The sequence below is a fragment of the uncultured Sphingomonas sp. genome (assembly GCF_913774285.1).
Lineage (GTDB): Bacteria > Pseudomonadota > Alphaproteobacteria > Sphingomonadales > Sphingomonadaceae > Sphingomonas.
Genome location: NZ_CAJYHX010000008.1, coordinates 81,497 through 94,383, shown reverse-complemented (window position 1 = coordinate 94,383; position 12,887 = coordinate 81,497). Strand labels below are relative to the sequence as shown.

Annotated in this window: 14 protein-coding genes and 1 riboswitch; of the genes, 5 read left to right on the top strand and 9 right to left on the bottom strand. The window is 67.1% G+C overall.

Going from position 1 to position 12,887, the window contains the following annotated elements:
- Nucleotides 1-10 precede the first annotated feature (10 nt).
- The 3 genes from glnA to QZ670_RS04150 form a co-directional block, all read right to left on the bottom strand.
- Nucleotides 11-1,423: a type I glutamate--ammonia ligase gene (gene glnA, locus QZ670_RS04160; RefSeq protein ID WP_141986329.1), complete on the bottom strand. Its 1,413-nt coding sequence runs from the start codon at nucleotides 1,421-1,423 to the stop codon at nucleotides 11-13.
- Nucleotides 1,424-1,516: 93 nt separating this feature from the next.
- A complete protein-coding gene (locus tag QZ670_RS04155; RefSeq protein WP_010544265.1) occupies nucleotides 1,517-1,855 on the bottom strand; it encodes a P-II family nitrogen regulator in 339 nt (112 codons plus the stop codon).
- Between the two features lie 166 nt (nucleotides 1,856-2,021).
- Nucleotides 2,022-3,329: a methyl-accepting chemotaxis protein gene (locus tag QZ670_RS04150; RefSeq protein WP_294252531.1), complete on the bottom strand. Its 1,308-nt coding sequence runs from the start codon at nucleotides 3,327-3,329 to the stop codon at nucleotides 2,022-2,024.
- A gap of 152 nt (nucleotides 3,330-3,481) precedes the next feature.
- Between QZ670_RS04150 and QZ670_RS04145 the strand changes: the two genes are divergently transcribed.
- Nucleotides 3,482-3,736: a hypothetical protein gene (locus tag QZ670_RS04145; RefSeq protein WP_294252530.1), complete on the top strand. Its 255-nt coding sequence runs from the start codon at nucleotides 3,482-3,484 to the stop codon at nucleotides 3,734-3,736.
- Nucleotides 3,737-3,863: 127 nt separating this feature from the next.
- Nucleotides 3,864-4,679, top strand: coding sequence for a ferredoxin--NADP reductase (locus QZ670_RS04140; protein WP_294252529.1), 816 nt, complete (start codon nucleotides 3,864-3,866; stop codon nucleotides 4,677-4,679).
- Between the two features lie 166 nt (nucleotides 4,680-4,845).
- Here the strand turns inward: QZ670_RS04140 and QZ670_RS04135 are convergent, their stop codons facing one another.
- Both QZ670_RS04135 and map read right to left on the bottom strand, forming a co-directional pair.
- Complete coding sequence (locus tag QZ670_RS04135; RefSeq protein WP_294252528.1) at nucleotides 4,846-5,898, bottom strand: low specificity L-threonine aldolase; 1,053 nt, start codon at nucleotides 5,896-5,898, stop codon at nucleotides 4,846-4,848.
- Nucleotides 5,899-5,950: 52 nt separating this feature from the next.
- Nucleotides 5,951-6,062: riboswitch (SAM-I-IV-variant riboswitch) on the bottom strand.
- Nucleotides 6,063-6,268: 206 nt separating this feature from the next.
- A complete protein-coding gene (map, locus tag QZ670_RS04130; RefSeq protein ID WP_294252527.1) occupies nucleotides 6,269-7,093 on the bottom strand; it encodes a type I methionyl aminopeptidase in 825 nt (274 codons plus the stop codon).
- Nucleotides 7,094-7,149: 56 nt separating this feature from the next.
- Here map and QZ670_RS04125 point away from each other — a divergent pair, with 56 nt between their 5' ends.
- Together QZ670_RS04125 and QZ670_RS04120 are read left to right on the top strand one after the other, a co-directional pair.
- Complete coding sequence (locus QZ670_RS04125; protein ID WP_294252526.1) at nucleotides 7,150-7,653, top strand: GFA family protein; 504 nt, start codon at nucleotides 7,150-7,152, stop codon at nucleotides 7,651-7,653.
- A complete protein-coding gene (locus QZ670_RS04120) occupies nucleotides 7,653-8,408 on the top strand; it encodes a molybdopterin-binding protein (protein WP_294252525.1) in 756 nt (251 codons plus the stop codon). Before QZ670_RS04125 ends, QZ670_RS04120 begins: the two co-directional genes overlap by 1 nt.
- A 10-nt stretch (nucleotides 8,409-8,418) precedes the next feature.
- Here QZ670_RS04120 and QZ670_RS04115 read toward each other — a convergent pair whose 3' ends face one another.
- The 4 genes from QZ670_RS04115 to QZ670_RS04100 all read right to left on the bottom strand — a co-directional run bounded on the left by QZ670_RS04115 (nucleotide 8,419) and on the right by QZ670_RS04100 (nucleotide 11,868).
- Nucleotides 8,419-9,348, bottom strand: coding sequence for a bifunctional riboflavin kinase/FAD synthetase (locus QZ670_RS04115; RefSeq protein WP_294252524.1), 930 nt, complete (start codon nucleotides 9,346-9,348; stop codon nucleotides 8,419-8,421).
- 86 nt (nucleotides 9,349-9,434) lie between these two features.
- Nucleotides 9,435-10,604, bottom strand: a complete 1,170-nt coding sequence (locus tag QZ670_RS04110; protein ID WP_294252523.1) for a dipeptidase — start codon at nucleotides 10,602-10,604, stop codon at nucleotides 9,435-9,437.
- Nucleotides 10,601-11,077 carry a dihydrofolate reductase gene (locus QZ670_RS04105; RefSeq protein ID WP_294252522.1) on the bottom strand — a complete coding sequence of 159 codons (477 nt, stop codon included), beginning with the start codon at nucleotides 11,075-11,077 and terminating at the stop codon, nucleotides 10,601-10,603. The genes QZ670_RS04110 and QZ670_RS04105 overlap by 4 nt, the downstream gene beginning before the upstream one ends.
- Entirely contained in the window at nucleotides 11,074-11,868 is a 795-nt protein-coding gene (locus QZ670_RS04100; protein ID WP_294252521.1) for a thymidylate synthase, read from the bottom strand. The genes QZ670_RS04105 and QZ670_RS04100 overlap by 4 nt, the downstream gene beginning before the upstream one ends.
- Before the next feature lie 115 nt (nucleotides 11,869-11,983).
- Here QZ670_RS04100 and QZ670_RS04095 point away from each other — a divergent pair, with 115 nt between their 5' ends.
- A complete protein-coding gene (locus QZ670_RS04095) occupies nucleotides 11,984-12,376 on the top strand; it encodes a JAB domain-containing protein (protein WP_294252520.1) in 393 nt (130 codons plus the stop codon).
- Nucleotides 12,377-12,887: the final 511 nt, after the last annotated feature.

The window sequence follows — 12,887 nt, the reverse complement described above, 5'->3', positions numbered from 1 at the left end:
CGCGGAAGGATCAGCTCGAATAGTACATGTCGTACTCGACCGGGCTCGGGGTCATTTCCCAACGGGCCACGTCGGCGCGCTTGATCTCGATATAGGCCTCGATCTGGTCCTTCGAGAACACGTCGCCCTTCAGCAGGAAGTCGAAATCGGCTTCCAGGCTGTCCAGCGCCTCGCGGAGCGAACCGCACACGGTCGGCACTTCGGCCAGCTCGGCCGGGGGCAGATCGTACAGGTTCTTGTCCATCGGGTCGCCCGGATGGATCTTGTTCTGGATGCCGTCCAGGCCCGCCATCAGCAGCGCCGAATAGCAGAGATACGGGTTGGCCAGCGCGTCCGGGAAGCGGAACTCGACGCGCTTCGCCTTGCTGCCGGTACCGTACGGGATGCGGCACGAAGCCGAACGGTTGCGGCTCGAATAGGCGAGCAGCACCGGCGCCTCATAGCCCGGGACCAGGCGCTTGTAGCTGTTGGTCGACGGGTTGGTGAAGGCGTTGAGCGCCTTGGCGTGCTTGATCACGCCGCCGATGAAGTAGAGGCAGGTGTCCGACAGACCCGCATAACCGTTGCCGGCGAACAGCGGATTGCCCTTCTCCCAGATCGACATGTGGGTGTGCATGCCCGAGCCGTTATCTTCCTTGATCGGCTTCGGCATGAAGGTCGCGGTCTTGCCATAGGCCTGGGCGACCTGGTGCACGACATACTTGTAGATCTGCATGCGATCGGCGGTGGTCACCAGCGTGCCGAAGGTCAGGCCCAGCTCGTGCTGCGCGGCGGCGACTTCGTGGTGGTGCTTGTCGCAGGGCAGGCCCATCTCCAGCATGGTCGAAACCATTTCGCCGCGGATGTCGACGGCGCTGTCGACCGGCGCGACGGGGAAATAGCCGCCCTTGGCGCGCGGACGGTGGCCGAGGTTGCCGGCTTCATATTCGCGGCCCGAATTGCCCGGCAGCTCGATGTCGTCGATCTTGTAGTAGCTGGTCGAGTAGCTGTTCTCGAAGCGCACGTCGTCGAACATGAAGAATTCGGCTTCGGGGCCGACATAGATGGTGTCGCCGATGCCGGTGGTCTTCAGATACGCCTCGGCGCGCTTTGCGGTCGAGCGCGGGTCGCGGGCATAGAGCTCGCCGGTCGAGGGCTCCACGATGTCGCACACCAGGATCAGCATCGGGGTGGCCGAGAACGGATCGATCCACACCGCGTCCAGATCCGGCTTCAGGATCATGTCGGACTCGTTGATCGCCTTCCAGCCCTCGATCGACGAACCGTCGAACATCAGTCCGTCGGTCAGCTCGTCCTCCCCCAGGATCGACGCGACCATGGTCAGGTGCTGCCACTTGCCCTTGGGGTCGGTGAAGCGCAGGTCGATCCACTCGATCTCCTGGTCCTTCACCATCTTCAGGATGTCACTGGCCGAATTCGCCATCGTAGTTGCCCTTTCGCTCTCTTTCGTCTGCCCGACGAATCGGGCAATAAAATTGCTCGTGCGCCGGCCTCATCGCCGTCGCTTGAACCTTCGTCAAACGGCGTTTTCGTTGCGCTCACCCGTGCGGATGCGCAGCGCGGTCTCGACCGGGATCACGAAGATCTTGCCATCGCCGATCCGGCCGGTCTGCGCGGCTGCGGCGATCGCTTCCACGACGCGCTCGGCCAGCGTGTCTTCCACCACCACTTCCAGCTTCACCTTGGGGAGGAAGTCCACGACATACTCGGCGCCGCGATAGAGCTCGGTATGGCCCTTCTGGCGGCCGAAGCCCTTGGCTTCGGTGACGGTGATCCCCGAGACGCCCACTTCGTGCAGCGCCTCCTTCACTTCATCCAGCTTGAACGGCTTGATGATGGCTTCGATCTTTTTCACATGGTCCCCCAGGCAGCGGTTTCGGGCCGCGACAGGAATGATTCCTGGGTGTTTAGCAACCTGCATGCCAGAACGGGAATAGCCAGCGTGTCCCCACGCGCCGAACGGATTTCGGCGCAGGAATTTGCCTGATAATCAGGCAACGCCTGCCCAATCGCGCGGCAGATCAGGCCGCGCGGACCTCGGCGAGGAACCGGTCGATCCCGTCGGATAGCGCTTCGGCCTTGGTGCGCAGGCCGGTCGAGAGATCGGCGATCGCACTGGCATTGCCCGATGCCGCCTGTGCGGCGGCGCGGACCTGTTCGATATCCGCCTGCACACCGCGCGTTCCGCACACGCTCTCATTGACGTTGCGGGCGATGTTGTGGGTCGCGTGGTGCTGGTCGCGCACCGCAGCTTCGATGCTGGAGGAGAGGCCCGCAATGCCCGTGATTGCCTGCTCGACCCGTGCATGGTTGGTGGTGACGCGGTCCACCACCGCTCGGATGCCGGCGACCTTGGTGCCGACGCTCTGCGCGGCGTGGCGGACCTGGCCCGCCAGCGCCTTGATCTCGTTCGCCACCACGGTGAAGCCGCGCCCGGCCTCGCCCGCGCGCGCCGCCTCGATCGCGGCGTTGAGCGCGAGCAGGTTCACCTGCCCGGCGATTTCACCGATCGTGGCGGTGACCGCGCCGACATTCTGGGCGAAGGCGTCCAGCTCCGCCGTTCCCAGCCGACTGTCGTCGACCAGTGCGACAGCTTCGGCTGCCGAAGCACGCGCCGTAACCGTGTCGCGGCCGATCGCATCGAGCGTGGCGGCCAGCGCTTCCGATTCCCGCGCGATTGCGGCGAGATTGTCGTGGCTCTGCGCAACCGCGGCGGCGAGCGCGGTGGCCGAGGCGCTGTTGGCGCTCGCGCGCTCGACGGTGGCGGCGGCACCTGCGCGCAGTGTGCCGGCGAGATCACGCAACTGCCCGGCCATCGCGCCGACTTCGGCCTCGATCCGCTCGCTCGCGGTTTCGATACGGCGGGCGCGGGCGGTCTGCTCGGCGGCCTCGCGAACGCGGTCCTCGGCGGCGAGCTGGATGATGCGGCGGTTACTGATCGCGGCGAACAGCTCCCCCCCGCGGGTGAGGATCATGCCTTCCTGCCCGTCGGCGGCCGAATAGGCGTCGACCAGCGCGCGTGCCGACTGGGCATAATCGGCGACGGGGCAGGGCCGCACCATCGATTCCAGCCGCCGCCCATAGGCGGGGTTGCGCAGCAGCGCATGACCATAAGGGTTGAGCAGCAGCCGGCGCACGTCCTTTTCGAACACCGCGCCCAGCGGCCGGTGCCGGGCGTCGAGCACCGGCAGGAGCCGCAGCGTCGGATCATCCTGGAAGCAGCGCACCGCCTCGCCGAGCGGGGTTTCCAGCGTCAGCCAGGGCGGCGCGCGTTCGGCCTCGGTAAGCCACGCGAAGAGGAAGCGGAGATGGGCGGGCATGTCGAGCATCGCCGCCTCGGTAGGGCACGGCGGTAAACGAGCGATTAGTGTTTGATGACAGGTTTACGACATTCCCCCATGAAATCTTCGCATATTTGCGGCTGAAGCTGCCCGTGAACGTTAACCGGCAAACGATCACGCGCTGGACAAGGGAAGCTTCGATGCGGTCGCCGCCGATGAATGCGCCAGCCGAGCTGCGACGGCGGATCGTCGATGGCGTCGCGTCGGCGAGCGCGCGCTCGGTGGTGGTGGCGCGGGGCTCGCTGGTGCTGCTGGCGCATGGCCTTTCCGCGGTGCAGCCGGAGCAGCGCGGCGACTGCTGGATCGAGACGAATGGCGAGACGCTGACCGCCGAGGATACCATGGCGCTGCTGCGGCACTGGACGACCGGCGCGCCCTTCGCACACGGCGTTTAGCGGCCCGAAGCGCTACTTTCTGGACGCGGGCGGCTTCTGGTGGCAGAGGGCCGCCTTCATTTATTTCAATCCCGGTACCGCCATGCGGGCGGCCGGGCCGACCAGAGCGTTACGAGGACCCGCTTTCATGACCGTCGACACGCGCGCGCCCGCGCTGCTTCCCGAACATCCCGCCTTCGCCACCGCCAAGGTGCTGTGGGTCCGCCACTGGAACGAGCACCTGTTCAGCTTCGCGATCGAGCGGCCGGCCAGCTTCCGCTTCCGCTCCGGCGAGTTCGTGATGATCGGGCTGGAAGGCGAGGGCGGCAAGCCGCTGATGCGCGCCTATTCGGTCGCCAGCCCCTCTTGGGCGGAAGAGCTCGAATTCCTCTCGATCAAGGTGCAGGACGGTCCGCTGACCTCGAAGCTGCAGAAGATCGTGCCGGGCGACGACATCTATCTCGGCAAGAAGTCGACCGGCACGCTGGTGGCCGATGCGCTGCTGCCGGGCCGCCGGCTGTTCCTGCTTTCCACCGGTACGGGCCTGGCGCCGTTCCTCAGCGTGGCGCGCGACCCCGAGATCTATGAGCGGTTCGAGCAGGTGATCGCGGTGCACAGCGTGCGCCGGGTGAGCGATCTCGCCTATCATGACGAGCTCGCCGCCAAGCTGGCCGACGATCCCTTGATCGGTGAGCAGGCCGCACACCAGTTCCACTATGTGCCGACCGTCACCCGCGAGCCGTTTCATACCAGCGAGCGGATCGGCGCGCTGCTCGAGAACGGCAAGCTGTTCGAAGGCGTGCCGGGCGATCCGGTGCTGCACCCGGAAACCGACCGCGTGATGCTGTGCGGATCGATGGACATGATCCGCGACTTCGCCACGCTGCTCGAAGGCAAGGGCTTCAAGGAAGGCTCGAACAACGCACCCGGCGATTTCGTGATCGAGCGCGCCTTCGTCGGCTGAGGTCTAATTCACCCACTAGCGTCTCCTCCACCGCGAAGCGGGGGAGGGGACCGTCGCTGAAGGCGGTGGTGGAGGGAGAATTCCCTCCGCCGCCGGCAAACCCCCTCCGCCATTTGCTTCGCAAATGGTCCTCTCCCCCGGAGCTGCGCTCCGAAGGAGGAAACACTCAGGCCGCCAGCGCCGTCGTCCCGCTCACGGCGCGGATGTCCGCCGCCAGTTCGTCCACCCGCGCCGGATCGGCATCCCAGGCGAACATGAACCGCGCGCCGCCGCCGATGAAGGTGTAGAAGCGCCAGCCGCGCGCGCGCAGGCCTTCCAGCACCGGTTCGGGCGCGCGAACGAAGACGCCGTTGGCTTCCACCGGGAACATCAGCTCGATACCCGGAAGCCCGTCGATCTGCCCTGCCAGACGCTGCGCACAGCCATTGGCGTGGCGTGCATTGCGCAGCCAGGCACCATTCTCCAGCATCCCAACCCAGGGCGCCGCCAGGAACCGCATCTTGGAGGCGAGCTGCCCGGCCTGTTTGCAGCGATAGTCGAAGTCCTGCGCCAGCGCGCGATCGAAGAAGAGGACCGCTTCGCCCACCGCCATGCCGTTCTTGGTGCCGCCGAAGCAGAGCACGTCGACACCGGCGCGCCAGGTAATGTCGGCCGGATCGCAGCCCAGCGTCGCCACGGCATGGGCGAAGCGGGCGCCGTCCATGTGCAGCTTGAGGCCCAGCTCGCGGCACACGGCTGAAAGCGCCTTCACTTCGTCCACCGTATAGACTTGGCCGGTCTCGGTCGGCTGGGTGATCGTCACCACGCGCGGCTTGGGGAAGTGGATGTCGGAGCGGCTGGTCGCTACCGCGCGTACTGCGGCCGGGGTCAGCTTGCCGTCCTCGCTCTGCGCGACGAGCAGCTTGGAGCCATTGGAGAAGAATTCCGGCGCGCCGCATTCGTCGGTTTCGACATGCGCGGCGGCCGAGCAGATCACGCTGTGATAGGACTGGCAGAGGGCCGCCAGCGCCAGCGAATTGGCCGCCGTGCCGTTGAACGCGAAGAACACTTCGCAATCGGTATCGAACAGCGTGCGGAAGGCATCCGCGGCGGTGTGGGTCCAGCGATCGTCGCCATAAGCGGGGGCGTGGCCCGTGTTGGCTGCTTCCATCGCTGCCCATGCCTCGGGGCAGATTCCGGCATAATTGTCGCTGGCGAATTGCTGGGCTTCGGTCGTCACGCTCTACTGCCTTCTTCCTGTTCCAGGAGGCGGGGCAACGACAGGAGATGTGGCGTGGACACCGTGTTGCCGGGTTCGGCCACATCCCTCCACTTGGTCATGGAGGCACCACCTTGCACGGGGCAGGTTGGTGCCGGGCGTCGGCCCGACTCTTGATGCTGGCGGCGCGGATAGCGGAAGTTGCGAGGGGGCGCAAGATTGTTGCGGAGCGCCATTTGCAGTTGGGCGCGCCCGCGTCACATTATCACCGTCATCCCCGCGAAGGCGGGGATCCATTGGCGCTGAACCCGCGGTTCTTGCCCCCGGCGCACAGGCGAATGGATTCCCGCCTTCGCGGGAATGACGAGGTTTTGGTCTGGGTCAGCCGACCTCAGTACGGCGGCTGATGCAGGCCCTTGGGGCTGGTGGTGAAGATCTCGCAGCCTGTCTCGGTGATGCCGATCGAATGCTCGAACTGCGCCGAAAGCGAGCGGTCGCGCGTTACCGCCGTCCAGCCGTCGTCGAGCAGCTTCACGTCCGGGCGGCCGATATTGATCATCGGCTCGATCGTGAAGAACATGCCCGGGCGCAGCTCGGGGCCGGTGCCGGGGCGGCCGACATGCACCACCTCGGGCGCATCGTGGAACACCTGGCCGAGGCCGTGCCCGCAGAAATCGCGGACCACGCCGTACCGATGCTTCTCGGCATGGCGCTGGATCGCATGGCTGATGTCGCCGAGATGGTTGCCGGGCTTGGCCTGCTCGATGCCGAGCATCAGGCACTCGTAGGTCACGTCGACCAGCCGGCGCGCCTTGATCGGCACGTCACCGACGAGATACATGCGGCTGGTATCGCCGTGCCAGCCGCCGAGCAGCGGGGTCACGTCGATATTGACGATGTCGCCGTCCTTGAGGACGCGGTCGCCGGGGATGCCGTGGCAGACGACATGGTTGATCGAGATGCAGCAGCTATGGGTGTAGCCGCGATAGCCGAGCGTCGCGGGCACGCCGCCGCCAGCCACGGTCATCGCGCGGACGATGTCGTCCAGCTCCTGCGTCGTCACGCCGGGGACGACGTGCGGCACCAGCGCATCGAGGATCTCGGCGGCGAGGCGGCCGGCCCTGCGCATGCCTTCGAAGCCTCCCGGGCCATGGAGCTTGATCGCATGGCTGCGCGCCTGCGGCATGTCCGCCGTCACGTTCACATATTCGGTCATGCTTGCGATATAGGCGCCCCGGGCGCAAAGGGCGAGGGGGCATGGGAGGAATGCGGATGCAGGAATCGAGCGCGGCGTGGCTGGAAGGCGGATGTGCCTGCGGCGAGGTGCGCTACCGCGTTGCCGCCGATCCGATCCTGGTCAACAATTGCTACTGCACCCTCTGCCAGCGCCAGACCGGCTCGACCAGCGTGGTCAACCTGTTCATCGAAAGCGAGAAGCTGGAACTGCTCGCGGGCGAGACCAGCAGCCATGTCGTGAAGGCAGGCTCCGGCGGCCCGCACGAGATCGTCCGCTGCGCGACGTGCAGCACGGCGCTGTGGAGCTTCTACCCGCGGCTGGGTCGACTGGGTGCCGGCGTGCGCGTAGCGACGCTGGACGAACCCGCGCGCATCCGGCCGGACGCGGCCATCTACACCGCCGATCGCATGCCGTGGGTGACGCTGCCCGAAGGCGTGCCGCAGTTCGAGGGCGCTTATGATCCGGCCGCGATCCTGCCGGCCGATCGGCTGGCCCGGATGCGCGCCCTGGCCGAGCGCAAGCGGGCGGAGGGCCTTTGATGGCGCCGCGGATCTGGACCGCCGCCCTGGTGGTGATCGGCGACGAAATCCTGTCGGGTCGCACCCAGGACAAGAATATCGCGCAGCTCGCAACCTGGCTGAATGCGCAAGGCATCCGACTCGCCGAGGTGCGGGTGGTTCCCGACCAGCAGGCGGCGATCGTCGAGGCGGTCAACACGCTGCGCGGCCGCAACGATTACTGCTTCACGACCGGCGGCATCGGGCCGACCCATGACGACATCACGGTGGATGCCATCGCCGCGGCGCTGTCGGTGCCGGTGGTGGTGCATGCCGGTGCACGCGCGGCGCTCGCCGACTATTATGCCAGCAAGGGCGGGCTCACCGAGGCGCGGCTGCGGATGGCGCGGGTGCCGGAGGGCGCCGAGCTGATCGTCAACCGCATGTCGGGCGCACCGGGAATCCGCTGGGGCAACATCTTCATCCTCGCGGGCGTGCCGCACATCGCCGCGGGCATGCTTGATGCGCTGACCGGCACGCTGGAGGGCGGCCTGCCGGTCGTCTCGCGCACGATCGGCTGCTGGGTGGCGGAGAGCGAGATCGCCGATCTGCTGGGCGAAACCGAGCGTGCGCACGAGGGGGTGTCGATCGGCAGCTACCCGTTCTTCCGCGAAGGGTGCGTCGGCGCGAATTTCGTGGTGCGCGCAACAGATTCGACGCTCGTCGACCAGGTCATCGCAGTGCTCGCCGATGGACTGGAAGCGCGCGGCTTCGAATCAGTCGACGGCGGGATCTAAGGAAGGCGCCTTAGCCGCCCGGCGTCAGTAATGCCCGCGCCCGCGCCGCATCCTCGTCCATCTGGGCGGTCAGCGCTTCCAGGCTGTCGAACTTGGCCTCGGGGCGCAGATAGTCGATCAGCCCCACTTCCAGCGTCTGGCCGTACAGGTCGCCGCTGAAATCGAAGAAGAAGCTCTCCAGCAGTTCGATTGGGGGATCGAAGCTCGGGCGGATGCCCAGGTTCGCCACCCCGTCCAGCAGGCGCCCGTCGGGCAGGCGCCCGCGGACGGCGTAGATGCCGTATTTCGGGCGAAGATATTTGCCGAGCCGCATGTTGGCGGTCGGGTAGCCGAGCTGGCGCCCCAGCTTGGCGCCAGCTTCCACCTCGGCTGCGATCACGAAAGGCCGCGTGAGCAGCGTGGCCGCCCCGCGGGGGTTGCCGGCCTTCAGATCGTCGCGGATGCGACTGGACGAGACGATCTGGCCGTCCAGTGCTACCGCGCCCACCGCCTCGGCGGCGAAACCGAGCTCCTCGCCGAGCGTGGCGAGCGTCGCGACACTGCCCTCGCGGCCCTTGCCGAAGGTGAAGTCCTCGCCGGTCACCACACCGGCGGCACCGACCGTGTCGACCAGCTGCTCGGCGAACTGCCGCGCGGTAAGGCGGGCAAGGGTGGCGTCGAAGTGGAAGACCAGCATGCCGTCGGCGCCCGCGGCGGCGAACAGGCGCTCGCGCTGGTCGAGCGTGGTCAGCCGGAAGGGCGGGGCGTCGGGCTGGAAGAAGCGGCGCGGATGCGGGTCGAAGGTGGCGACGATCGCCGGGCGCCCCTCGGCACGCGCACGCGCTACCGCGCGGCCGACCACCGCCTGGTGCCCAAGATGGAAGCCATCGAAATTCCCGAGCGCGACGATCGCGCCCCGGAGAGGAGGCGGAACCGCCGAGCCGCCGTCCAGCCGCTGCATGGCGTGGCTATAGGGATTGGCCGGGGCGATGCCAATGGGGTGGGGGAGCGCGCAAACACTTAAGCCCCTCTTCGAAGTAGGAGGGGCTAAGAGCTCTTCATCCCCGCCCGCAGCACGCGCAATACATTCCCGCCCATCACCTTGGCGATCTCCTGCTCGGAAAATCCGCGATCGACCAGCGCCTGGGTGACCACCACCAGCTGCGACGCATCGAACCCCGTGGTCACCGCACCGTCGAAGTCCGAGCCCAGCCCGACATGATCAATCCCCACCAGATCGCGGACATGCGCGATCGCCGCCGCGACTGCCTTGGGGCTGGTCGAGCAGACCGCGGCCTCCCAATAGCCGATCCCGACAACCCCGCCGGTGCGGGCGATGCCGCGGATCTCGTCGTCGGTGAGGTTGCGGTTGACCTTGCACGTCGCCTGCACGCCGCCATGGCTGGAGACCACCGGCCGCCGCGCCATGGCGAGGATGTCCGCCACCGCCGCATGGCTGGCATGGGCGACGTCGACCACCATGCCCAGCACCTCCATCCGCCGCAGCACCTGCCGGCCGAGCGGCGTCAGCCCGCCTTTGGCCTGCCCATGCATCGAGCCCGCCGCTGCGTTGTCGAAGAAATGCGCGAACCCGGCCATGCGGAACCCGGCCGCGTAGAGGCGATCGAGATTGGCGGGGTTGCCCTCCAGGTCCTGGAGCCCCTCGATCGAGAGCAACCCGCCGGTCACCTTGTGCCCAGCGGCGCGATCCGCGAGCAACCGGTCGAGCTCGGCGGGGGTGCGGATCACGCGCAGCGCGCCGTTCGAGGCCGCCGCCGCGCGCTCCAGCTTCTCCGCATGCCAGAGCGAGCGCTGGAGCAGCGATCCCCAGGTGCGGGGCGGCTGCAACTGGGCGATGGCGAGCAGCGTGATGTTGTCGCTGTCCGCGCCATTGGCATCATAATTCTGGTGCCGCGGCGTCTTGGTGACCGAGGAGAAGACCTGGAGCGCGACATTGCCCGCCTGCAGCCGCGGCAGGTCGACTTGGCCGCGATTGGCGCGATCGAGCAGGTTGCGCCGCCAGAGCAGCGTATCGGCATGCATGTCGGCGATGGCGAGGCTGGTATGCAGCGCGCGGGTCTGCGGCGTGACATGGGGGAGGGACACCGGCACGACGCGGTTCATGCCCGCCTCCACCGCCGCCGGGGCGATCCCGAAAAAGCCGAACGCCGCGATGGCCAGTACCGCCGCGACGCCGATCAGGATCGGGCGCTTCATCGCCGCCGGAGGAGCGTCACGAAGTCATAGGCGGGGCGGTCGCCGTCCGCCGGATGCGGCTCGCGTGCGGTTTCCTCCCAATCCGCGGGGGCGAAGGCAGGGACATGCGCGTCGCCCCCGGCTTCGAGGTGCACCTCGGTCAGCTCGATCCGATCGGCCCGATCCAGGAACAGCGCGAAAACCTCCGCGCCGCCGATCACCGCCACGTCCTCGCCTGCCAGCGCCAACGCCTGCTCCACGTCATGCGCCACCTCTGCGCCCTCTGCCTGCCAGCCAGTATCGCGGGTCAGGACAATGTGGCGCCGGCCGGGCAGGGGGGCGGGGAAGGACTCGAAGGTTTTGCGGCCCATGATCATCGGCCGGCCCACCGTCTGCGCCTTGAAACGCTTCAGGTCAGCAGGCAGCCGCCAGGGCAGCTGGCCGTCGCGGCCGATCACGCCATTGTCCGCGCGCGCGAGGTGGAAGCTGATCATACCGCGACGGGTGCCTTGATGTGCGGCTGCGCGACATAGTCGTGGATCGCGAAATCCTCATATTCATAGGCGTCGATCGACGGCGCCTTGCGGAGGATCTCCAGCCGCGGCAGCGGGCCGGGCGTGCGGCGGAGCTGTTCCTGCGCCTGCTCGAGATGGTTGAGATAGAGGTGGCAGTCGCCGCCGGTCCAAATGAAGTCGCCGACCTCGAGCCCCGCCTGCTGCGCGAGCAGATGGGAGAGAAGCGCATAGCTGGCGATGTTGAACGGCACGCCGAGGAAGATGTCGGCCGAGCGCTGGTAGAGCTGCAGGCTCAGCCGGCCGTTGGCGACATGGCATTGGAACAGGCAATGGCACGGCGCCAGCGCCATCGCGCCCAGCTCGCCCGGGTTCCAGGCGGAGACCACCATCCGGCGTGAGGCGGGATTGGTCTTCAGCGTCTCGATCAGCTCGGCGATCTGGTCGATGTGGCGGCCATCGGTGGCCTCCCAGTCGCGCCACTGCTTGCCGTAGACCGGGCCGAGATCGCCGTTCTCATCGGCCCATTCGTCCCAGATGCTGACCTTGCGCTCCTGCAGCCAGCGGACATTGGTGTCGCCGCGTAGGAACCACAAAAGCTCGATCAGGATCGAGCGGAGGTGGAGCTTCTTGGTGGTCAGCAGCGGGAAGCCCTTGCGCAGGTCGAAGCGCATCTGCGCGCCGAACACGCTGCGCGTGCCGGTGCCGGTGCGGTCCATCACCTCCACGCCGTCGTTCAGTGCGCGGGCCATCAGGTCGAGATACTGGTGCATCGTCCGGAACCTAGCGGGCAGCGCCGCGCGAGTCATCCGGCTTCGCGCCGTTTCGGAGAACCGAACTGGATCGGGTTGCGGTTCGCGTTGGCGGCACGGGGTGGCAAGCCGGGACATGTCGGTTGTTTCTCCGGAACCGTATATCCTGGACTTCGGCGCCGCGCGTGCGCTGTTTGGCGGCCTGGCAGAAGCACGCAGCGAAATCGCCGCCTTCGCCTATCTGGCGCGCGATGGCCGCCTGCTCGGCATGCGGCACATGCACGGCGGCGAGGTGGATGCTGTCGATGTCCCGGTGCGGCAGGTGGTGGCGGACGCGCTGGCCTTCGACGCCGCCGGCGTGGTGATGGCGCATAATCATCCGAGTGGCGATCCGCAGCCGAGCGCGGCCGACCGCGCGACGACCCGGCGGCTGCTCGTGGCACTGGATCCGGTGGATGTTCGCCTGCTCGACCATTTGGTGATCGGCAGCGATCACGTCGTCAGCTTCCGCGCACTCGGGTGGCTGTGATCGAACGTCGATCGCGCCTCGATGTTCGCGTCGGCATCGCCCGCCCAGCCCGAGGAAGCCGCCGCAGCGATCGCCCTCCCTGTTCGGCTGATCCTCACGATCCAGCGGGGAGGGGGCGCAAGCGCTGAAGCCTCCTGCGGACCCGGCCTTCGCAGGCGCCTGGGTGATGACATCCTGTGGGGAAGAACGGGCGATGAGTACGCGCCCCGCAACGCCGAAATTACCGCGACTTACAAAAGGCTATGGGATTCCTTGGGATCGCGAAATGGAGCGGTGAAGGGAATCGAAACGCGATTGCAACCTATTGAAACAGCGAGAAATACTGCGCTGCAGCGAAAAATTTGGCCCTAGCGGGTGGCCCCACTCCCTTTCTGTAAATCGGGTTCGAAGCACAAGCGTGGAAAATGCCTTCCTGGAAGAATAGCCGGAATGCGGTTTCATTGCGGCACGGAAATTTTCAGAAGCGTGTGCCGCAGTTCTGCACCGCCGCGACCGACCAGCTCAAGACATC

What these genes read in the sequence shown, in the direction of transcription:
- QZ670_RS04145 (WP_294252530.1), top strand. Translation starts at nt 3,482, where the DNA reads ATGCGGTCGCCGCCGATGAATGCGCCAGCCGAGCTGCGACGGCGGATC.
- QZ670_RS04150 (WP_294252531.1), bottom strand. Translation starts at nt 3,329, where the DNA reads ATGCTCGACATGCCCGCCCATCTCCGCTTCCTCTTCGCGTGGCTTACC.
- QZ670_RS04125 (WP_294252526.1), top strand. Translation starts at nt 7,150, where the DNA reads ATGCAGGAATCGAGCGCGGCGTGGCTGGAAGGCGGATGTGCCTGCGGC.
- map (WP_294252527.1), bottom strand. Translation starts at nt 7,093, where the DNA reads ATGACCGAATATGTGAACGTGACGGCGGACATGCCGCAGGCGCGCAGC.
- QZ670_RS04140 (WP_294252529.1), top strand. Translation starts at nt 3,864, where the DNA reads ATGACCGTCGACACGCGCGCGCCCGCGCTGCTTCCCGAACATCCCGCC.
- QZ670_RS04100 (WP_294252521.1), bottom strand. Translation starts at nt 11,868, where the DNA reads ATGCACCAGTATCTCGACCTGATGGCCCGCGCACTGAACGACGGCGTG.
- QZ670_RS04095 (WP_294252520.1), top strand. Translation starts at nt 11,984, where the DNA reads ATGTCGGTTGTTTCTCCGGAACCGTATATCCTGGACTTCGGCGCCGCG.
- QZ670_RS04110 (WP_294252523.1), bottom strand. Translation starts at nt 10,604, where the DNA reads ATGAAGCGCCCGATCCTGATCGGCGTCGCGGCGGTACTGGCCATCGCG.
- QZ670_RS04115 (WP_294252524.1), bottom strand. Translation starts at nt 9,348, where the DNA reads ATGCAGCGGCTGGACGGCGGCTCGGCGGTTCCGCCTCCTCTCCGGGGC.
- glnA (WP_141986329.1), bottom strand. Translation starts at nt 1,423, where the DNA reads ATGGCGAATTCGGCCAGTGACATCCTGAAGATGGTGAAGGACCAGGAG.
- QZ670_RS04120 (WP_294252525.1), top strand. Translation starts at nt 7,653, where the DNA reads ATGGCGCCGCGGATCTGGACCGCCGCCCTGGTGGTGATCGGCGACGAA.
- QZ670_RS04105 (WP_294252522.1), bottom strand. Translation starts at nt 11,077, where the DNA reads ATGATCAGCTTCCACCTCGCGCGCGCGGACAATGGCGTGATCGGCCGC.